Genomic DNA, 16,714 nt, shown 5'->3' with positions numbered 1-16,714 from the left:
CTGCCCAATGTCGGCTTTTCCCTGTCCGCTGTACGGTCAGTGAACGCCCAGTGTAGGATGCGCGCCCCATGCCCCAAAGGCAGTCAGCCGCCGACCGTTCCTTCGTTCAGCAGCCCCTGGAACCCGAAAAAGCTATGTCATCGCGTAAATTTGGACTCAACCTGGTCGTGGTGCTCGCCATCGCTGCCTTGTTTACCGGCTTCTGGGCGCTGATCAATCGCCCGGTCACCACCCCCAATTGGCCTGAACAAATCTCCGGCTTTTCGTATTCGCCTTTCCAGCAAGGCCAATACCCGCAAAAAGCTCAATACCCCAGCGACGATGAAATGCGTCGCGACCTGGAGATCATGAGCAAGCTCACGGACAACATCCGTACTTACTCCGTCGACGGCCCGCTGGGGAACATTCCCAAACTGGCTGAAGAATTCGGCCTGCGGGTGACGCTCGGGGTCTGGATCAGCCCCGACGAGGAGCGCAACGAGCGCGAAATCCTGAAAGCCATCGAAATCGCCAACAGCTCGCGCAGCGTGGTTCGCGTGGTGGTAGGCAACGAGGCTATTTTCCGTACGGAAATTACGGCGGCAGAACTGAGCATTATTCTGGATCGCGTGCGCGCGGCAGTGAAGGTCCCGGTGACCACGTCCGAGCAATGGCACATCTGGAAAGAGAACCCGAGCCTGGCCAAGCACGTTGATCTGATTGCGGCGCACGTTCTGCCGTACTGGGAACACGTGCCAATGGAGCAATCGGGACAATTCGTACTCGATCGTGCCCGGGATCTGAAGAAGATGTTCCCGAAAAAACCCCTGCTGCTGTCGGAAGTCGGCTGGCCGAGCAACGGCCGTATGCGCGGTGGTGCGGATGCCTCGCCTGCCGACCAGGCAATCTATCTGCGTACGCTGGTCAACAAGCTTAATCGCCAGGGCTTCAACTACTTCGTGATCGAAGCGTTTGACCAGCCGTGGAAGGCCAGCGACGAAGGTTCGGTGGGTGCCTACTGGGGCGTGTTCAACGCGGCGCGCCAACAGAAATTCAATTTCGAAGGCCCGGTCGTGGCCATCCCGCAATGGCGCGTGCTGGCGGTCGGTTCGGTGGTCCTGGCGCTGCTGTCGCTGACCCTGCTGATGATCGACGGCTCTGCCTTGCGTCAACGCGGCCGCACCTTCCTGACCTTTATCGCCTTCCTGTGCGGTTCGGTTCTGGTGTGGATCGGTTATGACTACAGCCTGCAATACAGCACCTGGTTCAGCCTGACGGTCGGTATCCTCCTCGCCCTCGGTGCACTCGGGGTATTTATCGTACTGCTGACCGAAGCGCATGAACTGGCCGAAGCGGTCTGGACTCACAAGCGTCGTCGTGAATTCCTGCCGGTGGTGGGCGATTCGGACTACAGACCAAAAGTCTCCATTCATGTGCCTTGCTATAACGAGCCGCCGGAGATGGTTAAACAGACCCTCAATGCTCTGGCCAAGCTCGACTATCCGGACTTCGAAGTCCTGATCATCGACAACAACACCAAGGACCCGGCGGTCTGGGAACCGGTGCGCGATTACTGCGAAACCCTCGGCCCGCGCTTCAGGTTTTTCCACGTCGCACCGCTCGCCGGCTTCAAGGGTGGCGCGCTGAATTACCTGATTCCGCACACCGCCAAGGATGCCGAAGTCATTGCCGTAATCGACTCGGACTACTGCGTCGATCCGAACTGGCTCAAGCACATGGTGCCGCACTTCGCCGATCCGAAAATCGCCGTGGTGCAGTCGCCGCAGGATTACCGCGATCAGAACGAAAGCACGTTCAAGAAGCTCTGCTACGCCGAATACAAGGGCTTCTTCCACATCGGCATGGTCACCCGTAACGAACGCGACGCGATCATTCAGCACGGCACCATGACCATGACCCGCCGGTCGGTGCTCGAAGAGCTCGGCTGGGCGGACTGGTGCATCTGCGAAGATGCCGAGTTGGGCCTGCGCGTGTTCGAAAAAGGTTTGTCGGCGGCGTATTACCACACCAGTTACGGCAAAGGCCTGATGCCCGATACGTTTATCGACTTCAAAAAGCAGCGGTTCCGCTGGGCCTATGGCGCCATTCAGATCATCAAGCGGCACACCACCAGCCTGTTGCGCGGCAAGGGTTCCGAGCTGACCCGCGGCCAGCGTTACCACTTCCTCGCGGGCTGGTTGCCGTGGGTCGCCGATGGCATGAACATTTTCTTCACCGTGGGCGCACTGTTGTGGTCGGCGGCGATGATCATCGTGCCGCAGCGGGTCGACCCGCCGTTGCTGATCTTCGCCATCCCGCCGCTGGCGCTGTTCGTGTTCAAGGTCGGCAAGATTATCTTCCTGTATCGTCGCGCGGTCGGCGTCAATTTGAAGGACGCATTCTGCGCCGCACTCGCCGGTCTGGCGTTGTCGCACACCATCGCCAAAGCGGTGCTGTACGGCTTCTTCACCACCAGCATTCCGTTTTTCCGCACACCGAAGAACGCCGATAACCACGGCTTCTGGGTGGCGATTTCGGAGGCTCGCGAAGAAGTGTTCATCATGCTGCTGTTGTGGGGTGCGGCGCTGGGCATTTACCTGGTGAACGGCATGCCGAGCAACGACATGCGCTTCTGGGTGATCATGTTGCTGGTGCAGTCGCTGCCGTATCTGGCGGCGCTGATCATGGCGTTCCTGTCTTCGCTGCCAAAACCGGCACTCGAAGCACAGACGGCACCCGCGGTCTAAATCTCTGCGGATGCACTAAACGGCGGCCAATGGTCGCCGTTTTGCTTTAAGATATCCGCCATTTTGCAGGGCTTGGCGTGATATCCATCCCTGTGGGAGCGAGCCTGCTCGCGATGGCAATGTAACAATCACCTTATATGTTGACTGCCACACCACCATCGCCAGCAGGCTGGCTGGCTCCCACAATTAGTCCGCGCCCACACTCATGATCTCCGGAGTTTTCCATGACGGCCCACGCCGACCTTTCGCCGACCCTTCAACTCGCCATCGACCTGATCCGCCGTCCCTCCGTGACGCCGGTCGACGCCGATTGCCAGAAGCAGATGATGCAGCGCCTGGGCGATGCCGGTTTCCAGCTTGAGCCGATGCGTATCGAAGATGTGGATAACTTCTGGGCGACCCATGGCAAACATGACGGTCCGGTGCTGTGCTTCGCCGGTCACACCGACGTGGTCCCGACCGGTCCTGTCACCGCCTGGCAAATCGACCCGTTCAACGCAGTCATCGACGACCACGGCATGCTCTGCGGCCGTGGTGCGGCGGACATGAAAGGCAGCCTCGCGTCCATGACCGTGGCCGCCGAACGCTTCGTCGCCGACTACCCGGACCACAAGGGCAAGGTCGCTTTCCTCATCACCAGCGACGAAGAAGGCCCGGCGCACCACGGCACCAAAGCGGTGATCGAGCGTCTCGCCGCACGCAAGGAACGGCTGGACTGGTGCATCGTCGGCGAGCCGTCGAGCACCACGCTGGTGGGCGATGTGGTCAAGAACGGCCGTCGCGGTTCGCTCGGTGCCAAACTGACCGTGCGCGGTGTCCAGGGCCACGTGGCCTACCCGCACCTGGCGAAAAACCCGATCCACCTCGCCGCCCCGGCGCTGGCCGAACTGGCTGCCGAACACTGGGACCACGGCAATGATTTCTTCCCGCCGACCAGTTTCCAGATTTCCAACGTCAATTCCGGCACCGGCGCGACCAACGTGATTCCGGGGGATCTGGTGGCGGTGTTCAACTTCCGTTTCTCCACCGAGTCCACGGTGGAAGGTCTGCAGAAACGCGTCGCCGACATCCTCGACAAACATGGCCTGGACTGGCACATCGACTGGGCGCTGTCCGGTCTGCCGTTCCTCACCGAGCCGGGCGCGTTGCTCGATGCCGTCGCATCGAGCATCAAGGACGTCACCGGGCGCTCCACCCGCGCCTCCACCAGCGGCGGGACGTCCGACGGACGCTTCATTGCAACCATGGGTACACAAGTGGTCGAGTTGGGCCCGGTCAACGCGACGATCCATCAGGTCAACGAGCGCGTACTCGCCGCCGACCTCGATGTGCTGACCGAAATCTATTACCAGACCCTGATCAAGTTGCTCGCCTGATGCTCGCTTGCCCGATCTGCAGTGAACCGCTGAACGCGGTGGAAAACGGCGTGGCTTGCCCCGCCGGGCATCGTTTTGACCGTGCGCGTCAGGGGTACCTGAATCTGCTGCCGGTGCAGCACAAAAACAGTCGCGACCCTGGGGATAACCTGGCGATGGTCGAAGCTCGTCGCGACTTCCTGAACGCCGGGCATTACGCACCCGTGGCCAGGCGCCTTGCTGAACTGGCGGCGCAATACGCGCCGCAGCGCTGGCTCGACATCGGCTGCGGCGAGGGTTACTACACCGCACAAATCGCCCAGGCCTTGCCGCTTGCCGATGGCTACGCGCTGGACATCTCGCGCGAAGCGGTCAAACGTGCCTGCAAACGCGATCCGCAGCTGACCTGGTTGATCGCCAGCATGGCGCGCGTGCCGCTGGCCTCCGACAGCTGCCAGTTTCTTGCCAGCGTCTTCAGCCCTCTGGACTGGGAAGAAGCCAAACGCTTGCTCAGCCCCGGCGGCGGCCTGATGAAAGTCGGCCCGACCAGCGGCCATCTGATGGAATTACGCGAACGTCTTTACGACGAAGTGCGCGAGTACACGGATGACAAGCATCTGGCGCTGGTGCCGGAAGGCATGTCGCTGCAGCACAGCGAAACCCTTGAATTCAAATTGACGCTGGCGAGCGGCCAGGATCGCGCCAACCTGCTGGCCATGACGCCGCACGGCTGGCGCGCCAGTGCCGAACGACGGGCGGCGGTGATCGAGCAGACGGAGCCGTTCGAGGTCACCGTGTCGATGCGTTACGATTACTTCGTACTTCAATAATTTTTGGCCTTGAGCGACCGCTTGAAGCCGGCTAAATCCGCGAATGGATTTTTCAGACCCGCAGTGAGGACATCCATGCGCCAACCCGATATCGAGATTTACCTGAAAGACGCCGACGTCGACTACAAGGCCGTCGCAGCCTGGCTCAGCACCGCGTTGGGCCCGTGCACCGACTGGGTGCAGAAAGGTCAGACGTACAAATGCAAGGCCGGTAACGTGCCGGTAACCTGGTTGCCCAAAGCCGTAGGAAAATGGAACAGCCTGTACCTGGAAAGCGCCCAGACGCCGTGGGAAGACGACATCGCCTGCGCCCGTGCCGCGTTCGCCGCACTGAATGTCGAAGTGCGTTGCGCGCCGGGGAGCTGGATCGAGGAAGAAGGTGAAGAAACCGCGGATCGCTGGATGCGCATCAGTGCCGATGGTGAAGAGGAGATCACCTGGAAAACTGCTTGAAGGCTGCACATAAAACCTGTGGGAGCGAGCTTGCTCGCGATGGGGTCCTGTCAGTCACATCAACTGGGGCTGACACGCCCCAATCGCGAGCAAGCTCGCTCCCACAGTGGTTTTGCCTGATCTGAGGAGTGGGTTTACAGCCCTACCACGTCTTCAGCCTGCAAACCCTTCTCGCCGGTCACCACGGCGTACTCAACCTGCTGACCCTCAGCCAGCGAGCGATGCCCTTCACCGCGGATCGCGCGGTAGTGCACAAACACATCCACACCGTCGTCGCGTTGAATGAAGCCATAGCCCTTGGCATCGTTAAACCACTTCACACTGCCGGTTACGCGCGTAGCCATAAATTGCCGCCCCATGTTTTTATTGTTGAGCGGGCGAGTATAGGTCAGCCGCAAAATCTCTCAACTCAACTCAACTCAACTTTGCTTAGCCGCTTTTTTGCCGATTTCAGGGGAATACGGCACACTGTCGCGCGCCCGAGCAATCGCTCGGTTTATTCACTCATGCAGATGCCGTATGACCCGTTCCCCGTTCCGCCGTCTTGTGTTTGGCACCCTGCGCCGGCTGTTGTACCTCTGGGTTCGCTCGGAGACGATCAACCAGTCGTCGTTCACCCTCAACCTCGACCGCAGCCGTCCGGTGTTCTATGTCCTGCAAAACCCTTCGCTGACCGACCTCGCCGTGGTCGATACCGAATGCACCAAGGCCGGCCTGCCCCGCCCGGTGTTGCCGGTGTCGGTAGGGACGCTGATTGAACCTGCTGCCTTTTTTTACCTGACGCCGGAACCCGACTGGCTCGGTCGTCAGGACAAACGTGGCGCGCCACCGACCCTGACCCGCCTGGTCAGCGCCCTGAGCCAAAACGCCGCCGAAGACGCGCAGATCATTCCGGTGAGCGTGTTCTGGGGTCAGTCGCCGGACAGTGAATCGAGCCCGTGGAAGCTGCTCTTCGCCGACAGCTGGGCGGTCACCGGGCGGTTGCGCCGATTGCTCAGCATCATCGTGCTGGGGCGCAAGACCCGCGTGCAGTTCTCCGCGCCGATTCATCTGCGCGAGCTGATCGATCACAACAAGGGCCACGAGCGCACCGTGCGCATGGCTCAGCGCATCCTGCGGGTGCACTTGCGCAACCTCAAAGCCGCGGTGATCGGCCCCGACATTTCCCACCGCCGCAACCTGGTCAAAGGTTTGCTCAATCAACCGCTGGTCAAGCAAGCGATCCTCGATGAAGCCGAGCGGGAGAACATTACCCCCGAGAAAGCCAAGGCCCAGGCGCTGCGCTATGGCAACGAGATCGCTTCGGATTACACCTACACCGCCATCCGCTTTCTCGAAGTGGTGTTGAGCTGGTTCTGGAACAAGATTTACGACGGGATCAAGGTCAACCACATCGAAGGCGTGCAGAAGGTCGCCCAGGGTCACGAAGTCATCTATGTGCCGTGTCACCGCAGCCACATCGACTACCTGCTGCTGTCCTATCTGCTGTTCCGCAATGGCCTGACGCCACCGCACATCGCCGCCGGGATCAACCTCAACATGCCGGTGATCGGCAGCCTGCTGCGACGCGGCGGTGCGTTTTTCATGCGCCGCACCTTCAAGGGCAATCCGCTGTACACCTCGGTCTTCAACGAATACCTGCACACCCTGTTCACCAAAGGTTTCCCGGTCGAGTACTTCGTCGAGGGTGGCCGCTCGCGCACCGGGCGCATGCTGCAACCGAAAACCGGCATGCTGGCGATCACCCTGCGCAGCTTCCTGCGCTCGTCGCGGATGCCGATTGTGTTCATCCCGGTCTACATTGGTTACGAACGCGTACTCGAAGGCCGGACCTATCTGGGCGAGCTGCGTGGCGCGAGCAAAAAGAAAGAATCGATCTTCGACATCTTCAAAGTCATCGGAGCGCTCAAGCAGCGTTTCGGTCAGGTCGCGGTCAACTTCGGCGAGCCGATCAAACTGGCGGAATTTCTCGACAGCGAACAGCCTGACTGGCGCGAGCAGGCACTCGGCCCGCAGTTCAAACCGGCCTGGCTCAACGAGACCACTAACCGTTTGGGCGAGAAAGTCGCGCAGCATCTGAACGAAGCGGCGGCGATCAACCCGGTGAATCTGGTCGCGTTGGCGCTGTTGTCCACCACGCGTCTGGCCCTCGATGATCGCGCCATGGCGCGGGTGCTCGACCTCTACCTGGCCCTGCTGCGCAAAGTCCCGTATTCACCGCACACCACGTTGCCGGAAGGCGACGGTCGCGCGTTGATCGAGCACGTCAAGGACATGGATCTGTTGTCCGAGCAGAACGACGCCTTGGGCAAAATTCTGTATCTGGATGAGCAAAACGCGGTCCTGATGACGTATTACCGCAACAACGTGCTGCACATTTTTGCGTTGCCCGCGCTGCTGGCGAGCTTCTTCCAGAGCACGTCGCGCATGAGCCGCGAACAGATCCTGCGGTACACCCGGGCGCTGTATCCGTACCTGCAATCGGAGCTGTTCATTCGCTGGTCGCTGGACGAACTGGACGGGGTGGTCGATCAGTGGCTCGAAGCGTTCGTCGAGCAAGGCCTGCTGCGTTTCGAAAACGATGTCTATTTGCGTCCGGCGCCAAGCTCGCGGCATTTCGTGCTGCTGACGCTGCTGTCGAAAAGCATCGCGCAAACCCTGCAGCGCTTCTACATGACCGTTTCGCTGCTGCTCAACAGCGGGCAACACAGCATCAGCGCAGAAGAGCTTGAAGACCTGTGTACGGTCATGGCCCAGCGCCTGTCGATCCTGCACGGTCTGAACGCCCCGGAATTTTTCGACAAGAGCCTGTTCCGCCACTTCATTCAGACGCTGCTCGACCTCGAGGTGCTGCGGCGCGATGAAGCGGGCAAGCTGAGTTATCACCCAATGCTTGGCGAACTCGCCGAAGGCGCGGCCAAACGGGTGCTGCCGGCGGAGATTCGTTTGTCGATCCGACAGGTGGCGCTGCATCGCAGCGAAGACGCGGCCGAGTTGGTTACCGTCCAGCCCGTGGTCTGATGCAGAACTCGTAGTGCTGCCACCGCGCACCGTACACCCGTTTATATTGAGAGGAAGCCTGCATGCTCCGCCCTACCCTACGCTTTGCCGGCCTGTGCGCAGGCCTGATGATTTCCGCTAGCGCGCTTGCCGTGTCGCTCAGTGACCTGTCGCAAAAGGACGCCACCGGCGGTCTCAAGGATGCACTGACCCAAGGCGCGCAACTGGCGGTGAAACAACTCGGCACGCCGGGCGGCTTCAGCAACAATCCCGAGGTGAAAATCGAACTGCCGGGCAAATTGGGCAAAGTCGCCAGCAAGATGAAAGCGTTCGGCATGGGCGCACAAGTCGATCAACTGGAAACCAGCATGAACAAGGCTGCCGAGGCGGCCGTGGTCCAGGCCCAGCCTATCCTCGTCGAAGCCGTGAAAAAAATGACCGTGGAAGACGCCAAAGGCATCCTCAGCGGCGGCAACGATTCGGCTACTCAATACCTGAGCCAGACCAGCCGTGAACAGATCCGCCTGAAATTTCTGCCGATCGTCAAAAAAGCCACTGATCAAGTGGGTCTGGCCAAGCAGTACAACTCGTTTGCCGGACAGGCGGCGACCTTTGGCGTTATCGATGCGAAGAGCGCCAATATTGAAGGTTATGTGACGGAGCAAGCGTTAAATGGTCTGTTTGAAATGATCGGCAAACAGGAAGAAACCATCCGCCAGAACCCGGCCGCTGCCGCGACCAGTCTGGCGAAGAAAGTGTTCGGTACGCTTTGACATGCCTCCCGCAGGAGCAAAGCTTGCTCGCGACAGCCATCACACGGTCTGAATGATGAACCGCTTGAGGCTTTCGCGAGCAACCTGTGCTCCTACGAATCCGGGCTCTGCGCTCGCAGAAAGACGCTCCTTGTGCGGCGACCTCACCAACACGTCAAACACAGGGTCATATCTGCCTGTTAGTAATGGAGGCTGGCTCATAAGAATTCTTCTGAAAATGAGCTCTGAGTACAGCATCCTCAGGGGTCTCACTCAATATCAGACCGCTCCGAGAGTTTTGTAGGAGCCAGGACCGGACGCACTCACGGCGGCGAAACGTATGTCCCGTACAAAGCCATCTTCTTTCAACACTACGGCTCCCGCCGAACCCGAAACCAGGCCGCATAGAGCGCCGGCAAAAACAACAACGTCAACGCCGTAGCAACAATCAACCCGCCCATGATCGCCACCGCCATCGGCCCGAAAAACACACTGCGCGACAACGGAATCATCGCCAGCACCGCCGCCAGTGCCGTCAACACAATGGGCCGGAAGCGTCGCACGGTCGCCTCGATAATCGCCTGCCAAGGCTTCAAACCCGCCGCGATGTCCTGCTCGATCTGATCCACCAGAATCACCGAATTGCGCATGATCATCCCCGACAGCGCAATCGTGCCCAGCATCGCCACAAACCCGAATGGCTGACGAAACACCATCAGAAACAGCGTCACCCCGATCAACCCCAACGGCGCCGTCAGAAACACCATCACCGTGCGTGAGAAACTTCGCAGTTGCAGCATCAGCAACGTCAGCACCACCACGATAAAGAGCGGCACCCCGGCCTTTACCGAATTCTGCCCGCGAGCCGAATCCTCCACCGTCCCGCCCACGTCCAGCAAATAGCCATCGGGCAGTTGTGCGCGAATCGAATCGAGCGTCGGCATGATCTGCTGCACCAGGGTCGCCGGTTGTTGTTTGCCATAAATATCGGCGCGAACCGTCACGTTGGGCAACCGATTGCGATGCCAGATGATGCCCTCTTCAAAACCGTATTCGAGCGTGGCGATCTGCGACAACGCCACGCTGCGACCATTTTCGGTCGGCACCGCAAGGCTGGGCAGCAACGACAATTCAGTACGCTCACGCGAAGTGCCGCGCAGCAGAATCTCGATCAACTCATTGTCTTCGCGGTACTGGCTGACGCTGGAGCCCGTCAGCGAACTCTGCAGAAACCTGGACAGGTTCGCCGTGCTCACTCCGAGCGCCCGCGCGCGGTCCTGGTCAACGTTCAGATACACGACCTTGCTCGGTTCTTCCCAATCGAGGTGGACATTGACCACGTGCGGATTCTCGCGAACCTTGGCTGCGACGTTGCGCGCCAGGGCACGGACTTCCTCGATGTGCTCACCGGTCACCCGAAACTGCACCGGATAGCCCACGGGCGGGCCGTTCTCCAGGCGCGTGACCCGCGAGCGCAAGGTCGGGAATTGTTCATTGAGCGTTTCGATCAGCCACAGGCGCAGCGTTTCGCGCTCCTCAATGGTTTTGGCGAGGACGACAAACTGCGCGAAGCTTGCCGCAGGCAGTTGCTGATCGAGCGGCAGGTAGAAACGCGGTGAGCCCGTGCCGACGTAGGCCACATAGTTGTCGATGCCCGCGTGCCCCTTGAGCAACGTTTCCAGGCGTTTGACCTCATCCGCTGTATTGCTCAGGGAAGCACCCTCGGCCAGCTTCAGATCGACCATCAACTCCAGGCGACCGGACGCGGGGAAGAACTGCTGCGGGACAAATCGAAACAACACGACAGAGGCAACGAACAACGCAGCCGTCAGCACAATCACCGTCTTGCGGCGGCGCACGCACCACTCCACCAATCGCCTGACACGCTGATAGAACGGCGTGCCGTAAGGGTCAAACTGGCCGTCGGCAGTACCGTGTTTGGCTGCGTGAATTTTCGCCAGATCCGGCAAGAGTTTTTCCCCCAGGTACGGCACAAAAACCACCGCCGCCACCCACGAGGCCAGCAGCGCGATGGTCACCACCTGAAAGATCGAACGGGTGTATTCGCCGGTGCCCGATTGCGCGGTGGCGATCGGGAGAAAACCGGCGGCGGTGATCAGCGTACCGGTGAGCATGGGAAACGCGGTACTGGTCCAGGCGTAACTCGCGGCCTTCACCCGATCGAAGCCCTGCTCCATTTTGATCGCCATCATTTCCACGGCGATGATTGCGTCGTCCACCAACAGGCCCAACGCCAGCACCAGCGCGCCGAGGGAAATCTTGTGCAGGCCGATGCCGAGGTAATACATGCAGGCAAAGGTCATCGCCAACACCAGCGGAATCGCCAGCGCCACCACCATGCCGGTGCGCACGCCGAGTGAGAAGAAGCTCACCAGCAACACAATCGCCAAGGCTTCAACCAACACCTGGACGAATTCTCCGACACCGGTTTTCACCGCCGCCGGTTGGTCGGAGACCTTGCGCAGTTGCATGCCCGCCGGAAGGTTTTTCTGGATTCGCGCAAACTCGACCTCCAGCGCCTTGCCCAGCACCAGAATGTCGCCACCGTCCTTCATGGCCACGGCCAGACCGATCGCATCTTCGGCCATGAAGCGCATGCGTGGCGCGGGAGGATCGTTGAAGCCACGACGCACATCGGCGACATCGGAGATACGGAACGTGCGATCACCGACACGGATCGGAAAGTTCTTTATCTCTTCAACTGTCTGAAAATTCCCGGATACCCGTAGCTGCAATCGTTCGCTGGTGGTTTCGAAGAACCCTGCCGTTGACACCGCATTCTGTTCCTGCAGCGCCTGCTGCACCGCCGCCAGCGGCAAGCCCAGGGTGGCGAGTTTGACGTTGGACAATTCGATCCAGATCTTCTCGTCCTGCAGCCCGAGCAATTCGACCTTGCCGATATCCTTGACCCGTTGCAGCTGGATCTGCACCCGGTCGGCATAGTCCTTGAGCACGGCGTAGTCAAAACCATCGCCGGTCAAGGCGTAGATATTGCCGAACGTGGTGCCGAATTCATCGTTGAAAAACGGCCCCTGAACCCCGGGCGGCAGGGTGTGGCGGATATCGCTGACCTTCTTGCGGACTTGATACCACAGCTGCGGGATGTCCACTGAATGCATGGAATCGCGGGCAATGAACGTCACCTGGGATTCGCCAGGGCGCGAGAACGACACAATGCGTTCGTACTCACCGGTCTCCATCAGCTTTTTTTCGATGCGTTCAGTGACCTGCCGCGCGACTTCCTCCGCCGTCGCCCCGGGCCAGATCGTGCGCACGACCATGGCTTTGAAGGTAAAGGGCGGGTCTTCACTTTGTCCCAACTTGGTGTAGGAAAGCGCGCCGACAACCGCGAGCAAGATCATCAGGAACAGTACGATCTGGCGATTGCGCAACGCCCATTCGGAAAGATTGAAACCCATCGGGAATTACTCCTTGTCCGCCAGATTGACCACGCGGTTGGAGCGATCCACCGGTCGCACTTGTTGTCCATCGAGAAGCACATGAACCCCGGCGGCTACCACCCAGTCGCTGGCGTTCAAGCCTTCGAGCACCGGCACGGTTTTTTCGCCGAATGCACCGACCCGCACCGGGACTTTCTTCAGGGTGTTGTTGGCGCCGAGCACCCAGACGTAGGTGGCACCGTTTTCGGCGGTGACGGCCGACAGCGGGACCGACAGCGCGATCACATCAGCGGTCTGGATGAAAACCCGTGCGCTCTGGCCGAGTTCGGCCGGGACCTTGCCGGCCGTGAAGGCAATGCGCGCGGCGAATGTGCGCGACTTCGGGTCGGCCGCGGGCGACAACTCGCGGATGCGCCCGGCGAAGCGTTGGTCAGGTTGCGTCCACAATTCCACGGACACTGCCTGACCGACTTTGAAGCGACCGAAACTCTGCTCCGGCAAACTGATCAGCACTTCGCGCTCGCCATCGGCGGCAAGGGTAAACACGGTTTGCCCGGCAGCCACCACTTGTCCAACTTCAACTGCACGTTTGGCCACCACGCCATCCTGAGGTGCACGCAGCACAGCGTAACTGGCCTGGTTGGTCGAGACGCTGAATTCGGCTTTGATTTGCTTGAGGCGCGCTTCACCGGAGCGGTAAAGGTTTTCGGAATTGTCGTACAGCGACCGGCTGACCATCTGACGATCCATCAGCGTTTTGTAACGGTCACGCTCCGCACGCACCAGGCTCAGATTGGCTTCGGCGGCAGCGACCTGTGCACGGGTGGCTTCCAGTTGCAGGCGCACATCCTGCGGATCGAGTTCGGCCAGCGGCTGATCCGCCTTCACCCGTTGCCCCTCTTCGACCAGCCGTCGACTGACTTTGCCACCGATGCGAAAAGCCAGTTCCGGCTCGAATCGCGCTCGTACTTCACCGGGGAAACTGTCCACCGCCTGAGCCGAAGGCTCCGGTTGCACGACCATCGCCGGTCGGACGCTGACCTGAGGCGCCTCCTCGTGCCCGCACGCAGACAATAAAAAAGCCAGACCGACTGGCAACGCGAGGGGCGAGGCATAGCGGAACATGGTGACGGACCTTTCGCTAATGGTGCTTGGAATAATTATACTTGCCGGTATGTTATTAATAGCAAACTCACCAGTCCAGTATTAAAAGCGAAGAATGTCGAACAATCTCTCAGCCTCGAATGGTCCGGGCCGCCCCAAGGATCTGGCCAAGCGCCAGGCGATCCTCGACGCGGCGAAAATTCTGTTTCTGACCAAAGGTTATGCGAGCACCAGCATGGATGCCGTAGCCGCCGAGGCCGGGGTGTCGAAGCTGACCGTCTATAGCCATTTCAACGACAAGGAAACCTTGTTTTCCGCCGCCGTCGTCGCCAAGTGCGAAGAACAATTGCCTAAACTGTTTTTCGAATTGCCTGACGGCATTGCCGTGGAAGCGGTGTTGATCAACATTGCGCGCGGTTTCCATCAACTGATCAACAGCGACGAATCGGTGAACCTGCACCGGTTGATGATGACCCTGGGCAGTCAGGATCCGAAACTGTCACAGATCTTTTTCGAGGCGGGCCCCCAGCGCATGCTGCAGGGCATGGAGCGGCTGTTGAGCAAGGTGGATCAGATTGGCGCGCTGAGCATCGACAAGCCACGCAACGCCGCCGAACATTTTTTCTGCCTGCTCAAGGGTGCGGCGAATTTTCGACTGTTGTATGGCTGTGGCGAACCGTTGACCGGCGACGCGGCGGAGAGCCATGTGCAGGAAGTGGTCGAGTTGTTTATGCGGGCGTATCGACCAGCGTCAGCCTGAAAACTTTCGGTCGTCTGGTCTGGCCCATCGCGAGCAGGCTCGCTCCCACATTTGATCTTCACTCGACACAATCCAGTGTGGGAGCGAGCCTGCTCGCGATGGGCACGCCTCGGCCTCAGGGCTTCAACGCTTTCTTCGGATAAATGTCATACCGACTGGATTTGCCATCCAGCGCGTGGCTCGGTTTGGGCCCGGCAATGCACGGCGCCTTGCGCGGTCGCTTGACCACCACCCGGTGGCTGGCCAACGCCAACGCGGCTTCGAGCAAGGCCGGGGCATCCGGGTCATCGCCCACCAGCGGCCGAAACAGGCGCATTTCCTTCTTCACCAGCGCGGTTTTCTCACGGTGCGGAAACATCGGGTCCAGATAGATCACTTGCGGCGGCTTCCCTTCCCAATTGCGCATCACCTCGATCGAATTGCCCTTTAGCAAACGCATCCTCGCCACGATCGAGGCCACGTCGAAATCCTCAGCGGCGCGCGCCAGGCCGTCCTCCAGCAATGCACCAATCAGCGGCTGGCGTTCGATGAGGCTCATTTCGCAACCGAGGCTGGCCAGGACGAACGCATCCTTGCCCAGCCCTGCCGTCGCATCCAGCACACGCGGACGCACGCCCTGCGCGATGCCGACGGCTTTGGCGATCATCTGCCCCGTGCCGCCACCGAACAAGCGCCGATGCGCCGCGCCCCCCTCGACGAAGTCCACCCGCACCGGCCCCGGCGCCTCAGGTCCCAGTTGTTGCAGTTGCAGACCCTGCTCCCCGACCTGCAAGGCAAATTCACCGTCGATAACCTGCAGCGGCAGATTCAGGCGCTCGGCCCACTGCTCGGCCCGGGCCTGAAACGCCGCGCCCAGCGCTTCGACATGGATGCGGCAAGCCGCCGGTTGCTCAATCATGGGAAAACACGCTCAAAAAATTAATGATCGGCAAAAACGGCCGATAACAAAACTAACGAGCATTTTGCCAGAGCTGAGCGTCGACCGAGAAAAATGTCAGACATTCAACCAACATTCACAGGCTTCATCTCGCCGTACGGCGATTACAGCCTGAGAAATACCCAAGCACTGAGCGGTGTCAGTCACCTGTGGCAGGATTTCTTTGCCCGGGCGCTGGCCGAGCAGTCGGGTGATGTGCTGCCTGAATCGCTGAATTTCCCACCGGTTGATGTCGACAGTCCGCAGGAACCCACCGTCGGCAGCGAGTTGCTCGCGCACATCGTTTCGCAGCGCCTGTGTGATGTGAAAGAAACCCCGGTCAAACCGCCTGAGCCCCTGTTCCTGCCAATCGCCGAGTTCGAAATGGACCTGGCCGCCAAGCCTTTCCCACCGTACCCGGCAGAAGAAATTGCCGCTCAACAGAAGCAGCAGGACTTCGAAAGCAGTTGGGTTCGCCCGATCGTTCTGACGCATGGCCAGCCATTGCCAACTCCTGGGGCTGCACCGCAACCGCGCCTGTTGCAGCTGCCGATTGCAGAATTCGAACTGGACCTGCTCGACAAACCTTTCCCGCCGTTCTCGTCCGAAGAGTTGGTGGAACAGCAGAAGCACTTCGATTTCGACATCGGCTGGGCGCGCCCGATTGTGCTGCACAACCTGCGCATTGCCGCCTGACCCTCAGCGACAGACCCACCACGGCCCGACATCGAGATGAAAGTGATTGCGGTGGGCGGCGTTGTAATCCGGGCTCAGCACCACGCTGAACATGTCACACGCACTGTCGCGGACCTGGCGTAGAAACCTCGCGTCCTGATTATCCTTCGGCCAGTCCTTGAGTACGTTGATGGCGCGCCCGTCCGCCAGACGAAAACCGGCGATGTCCACTGCATCGGCGCTGGCATGCTGACTGCGCCGGCCATTCTCGCGACCGTAAACGTTGCGGCAGGCGAAGCTGCCCAGATGATCGACGCGGCTCACCGACTGGCCGTAAACCGCCTGGGCGGCCGGTTGCAGGGCATGGCGTTCGAACAGCGCAAACGACACGGCCAGGCGGCAACTGGCGAGGAAGCTGCTGCTCAGCGCCACCTCGCCACCCTGCACGCGCAAGGCGTTGGTCAACGGGCATTTCGCTTCAGGGCTGTCGGCCTGACGGGCCACACGCAGCCCGGAAGTGCCCAGAACCTGATCGCACAGTTGCGGATCATCGCGCAAGCGCATCAGTTTGTAGCGCGTCAGAAAGTTGGGGGCAGCCCTGACGTCCAGCGGTGCCCACAGATTCCACTGCGACGGCAGCGTTACCCAGCCCCGCCAGACGCTCAAGGTTGCGCCGCCAAGGATCAACAGCATCAGCCACAGGCCCCAACGAGACCGCATC

General features: G+C 60.2%; 13 protein-coding genes. 8 read left to right on the top strand and 5 right to left on the bottom strand.

Annotated features, from left to right (window positions below):
• Positions 1 to 134: 134 nt before the first annotated feature.
• From ACYZT1_RS06110 to ACYZT1_RS06095, 4 genes are all read left to right on the top strand, one after another.
• Positions 135 to 2,726 carry a glycosyltransferase gene (locus tag ACYZT1_RS06110; protein ID WP_462018133.1) on the top strand — a complete coding sequence of 864 codons (2,592 nt, stop codon included), beginning with the start codon at positions 135 to 137 and terminating at the stop codon, positions 2,724 to 2,726.
• Between the two features lie 224 nt (positions 2,727 to 2,950).
• A complete protein-coding gene (gene dapE / locus ACYZT1_RS06105) occupies positions 2,951 to 4,102 on the top strand; it encodes a succinyl-diaminopimelate desuccinylase (protein WP_462018132.1) in 1,152 nt (383 codons plus the stop codon).
• The gene (locus ACYZT1_RS06100; RefSeq protein ID WP_462018131.1) at positions 4,102 to 4,911 is read left to right on the top strand and encodes a putative RNA methyltransferase; all 810 of its coding nucleotides are present in this window, start codon (positions 4,102 to 4,104) and stop codon (positions 4,909 to 4,911) included. Before dapE ends, ACYZT1_RS06100 begins: the two co-directional genes overlap by 1 nt.
• Before the next feature lie 75 nt (positions 4,912 to 4,986).
• Positions 4,987 to 5,364, top strand: coding sequence for a hypothetical protein (locus ACYZT1_RS06095; RefSeq protein ID WP_462018130.1), 378 nt, complete (start codon positions 4,987 to 4,989; stop codon positions 5,362 to 5,364).
• Between the two features lie 134 nt (positions 5,365 to 5,498).
• Here ACYZT1_RS06095 and ACYZT1_RS06090 read toward each other — a convergent pair whose 3' ends face one another.
• Positions 5,499 to 5,708 (bottom strand): cold-shock protein, encoded by a 210-nt coding sequence (locus ACYZT1_RS06090; protein ID WP_462018129.1) that lies wholly within the window; start codon positions 5,706 to 5,708, stop codon positions 5,499 to 5,501.
• Positions 5,709 to 5,883: 175 nt separating this feature from the next.
• On the opposite strand from ACYZT1_RS06090, the gene plsB reads away from it, so the two are divergent.
• A complete protein-coding gene (plsB, locus tag ACYZT1_RS06085) occupies positions 5,884 to 8,385 on the top strand; it encodes a glycerol-3-phosphate 1-O-acyltransferase PlsB (RefSeq protein ID WP_462018128.1) in 2,502 nt (833 codons plus the stop codon).
• A 62-nt stretch (positions 8,386 to 8,447) separates the two neighbouring features.
• Positions 8,448 to 9,137 carry a DUF4197 domain-containing protein gene (locus tag ACYZT1_RS06080; RefSeq protein ID WP_462018127.1) on the top strand — a complete coding sequence of 230 codons (690 nt, stop codon included), beginning with the start codon at positions 8,448 to 8,450 and terminating at the stop codon, positions 9,135 to 9,137.
• Between the two features lie 350 nt (positions 9,138 to 9,487).
• Here the strand turns inward: ACYZT1_RS06080 and ACYZT1_RS06075 are convergent, their stop codons facing one another.
• Together ACYZT1_RS06075 and ACYZT1_RS06070 are read right to left on the bottom strand one after the other, a co-directional pair.
• On the bottom strand, positions 9,488 to 12,556 hold the full coding sequence (locus ACYZT1_RS06075; protein ID WP_462018126.1) for an efflux RND transporter permease subunit: 3,069 nt from the start codon (positions 12,554 to 12,556) through the stop codon (positions 9,488 to 9,490).
• A gap of 6 nt (positions 12,557 to 12,562) precedes the next feature.
• Positions 12,563 to 13,663 (bottom strand): efflux RND transporter periplasmic adaptor subunit, encoded by a 1,101-nt coding sequence (locus tag ACYZT1_RS06070; RefSeq protein ID WP_462018125.1) that lies wholly within the window; start codon positions 13,661 to 13,663, stop codon positions 12,563 to 12,565.
• A 94-nt stretch (positions 13,664 to 13,757) separates the two neighbouring features.
• On the opposite strand from ACYZT1_RS06070, the gene ACYZT1_RS06065 reads away from it, so the two are divergent.
• Entirely contained in the window at positions 13,758 to 14,402 is a 645-nt protein-coding gene (locus ACYZT1_RS06065) for a TetR/AcrR family transcriptional regulator (protein ID WP_462018124.1), read from the top strand.
• A gap of 115 nt (positions 14,403 to 14,517) precedes the next feature.
• Here the strand turns inward: ACYZT1_RS06065 and ACYZT1_RS06060 are convergent, their stop codons facing one another.
• Positions 14,518 to 15,300, bottom strand: coding sequence for a class I SAM-dependent methyltransferase (locus ACYZT1_RS06060; RefSeq protein WP_462018123.1), 783 nt, complete (start codon positions 15,298 to 15,300; stop codon positions 14,518 to 14,520).
• Between the two features lie 93 nt (positions 15,301 to 15,393).
• On the opposite strand from ACYZT1_RS06060, the gene ACYZT1_RS06055 reads away from it, so the two are divergent.
• Positions 15,394 to 16,014: an energy transducer TonB gene (locus tag ACYZT1_RS06055; RefSeq protein WP_462018122.1), complete on the top strand. Its 621-nt coding sequence runs from the start codon at positions 15,394 to 15,396 to the stop codon at positions 16,012 to 16,014.
• A 3-nt stretch (positions 16,015 to 16,017) separates the two neighbouring features.
• On the opposite strand, the gene ACYZT1_RS06050 is transcribed toward ACYZT1_RS06055, so the two are convergent.
• Positions 16,018 to 16,713: an extensin-like domain-containing protein gene (locus ACYZT1_RS06050; protein WP_462018121.1), complete on the bottom strand. Its 696-nt coding sequence runs from the start codon at positions 16,711 to 16,713 to the stop codon at positions 16,018 to 16,020.
• Between the last annotated feature and the right edge of the window lies 1 nt (position 16,714).

The organism is Pseudomonas sp. PB3P13 (genome assembly GCF_054897735.1).
This window is presented reverse-complemented; position numbering and strand designations above follow the sequence as displayed.

Bases quoted from the DNA above. Each gene is read 5' to 3' on its own strand.
- ACYZT1_RS06110 (WP_462018133.1), top strand. From the start codon at position 135: ATGTCATCGCGTAAATTTGGACTCAACCTGGTCGTGGTGCTCGCCATC.
- dapE (WP_462018132.1), top strand. From the start codon at position 2,951: ATGACGGCCCACGCCGACCTTTCGCCGACCCTTCAACTCGCCATCGAC.
- ACYZT1_RS06100 (WP_462018131.1), top strand. From the start codon at position 4,102: ATGCTCGCTTGCCCGATCTGCAGTGAACCGCTGAACGCGGTGGAAAAC.
- ACYZT1_RS06095 (WP_462018130.1), top strand. From the start codon at position 4,987: ATGCGCCAACCCGATATCGAGATTTACCTGAAAGACGCCGACGTCGAC.
- ACYZT1_RS06090 (WP_462018129.1), bottom strand. From the start codon at position 5,708: ATGGCTACGCGCGTAACCGGCAGTGTGAAGTGGTTTAACGATGCCAAG.
- plsB (WP_462018128.1), top strand. From the start codon at position 5,884: ATGACCCGTTCCCCGTTCCGCCGTCTTGTGTTTGGCACCCTGCGCCGG.
- ACYZT1_RS06080 (WP_462018127.1), top strand. From the start codon at position 8,448: ATGCTCCGCCCTACCCTACGCTTTGCCGGCCTGTGCGCAGGCCTGATG.
- ACYZT1_RS06075 (WP_462018126.1), bottom strand. From the start codon at position 12,556: ATGGGTTTCAATCTTTCCGAATGGGCGTTGCGCAATCGCCAGATCGTA.
- ACYZT1_RS06070 (WP_462018125.1), bottom strand. From the start codon at position 13,663: ATGTTCCGCTATGCCTCGCCCCTCGCGTTGCCAGTCGGTCTGGCTTTT.
- ACYZT1_RS06065 (WP_462018124.1), top strand. From the start codon at position 13,758: ATGTCGAACAATCTCTCAGCCTCGAATGGTCCGGGCCGCCCCAAGGAT.
- ACYZT1_RS06060 (WP_462018123.1), bottom strand. From the start codon at position 15,300: ATGATTGAGCAACCGGCGGCTTGCCGCATCCATGTCGAAGCGCTGGGC.
- ACYZT1_RS06055 (WP_462018122.1), top strand. From the start codon at position 15,394: ATGTCAGACATTCAACCAACATTCACAGGCTTCATCTCGCCGTACGGC.
- ACYZT1_RS06050 (WP_462018121.1), bottom strand. From the start codon at position 16,713: ATGCGGTCTCGTTGGGGCCTGTGGCTGATGCTGTTGATCCTTGGCGGC.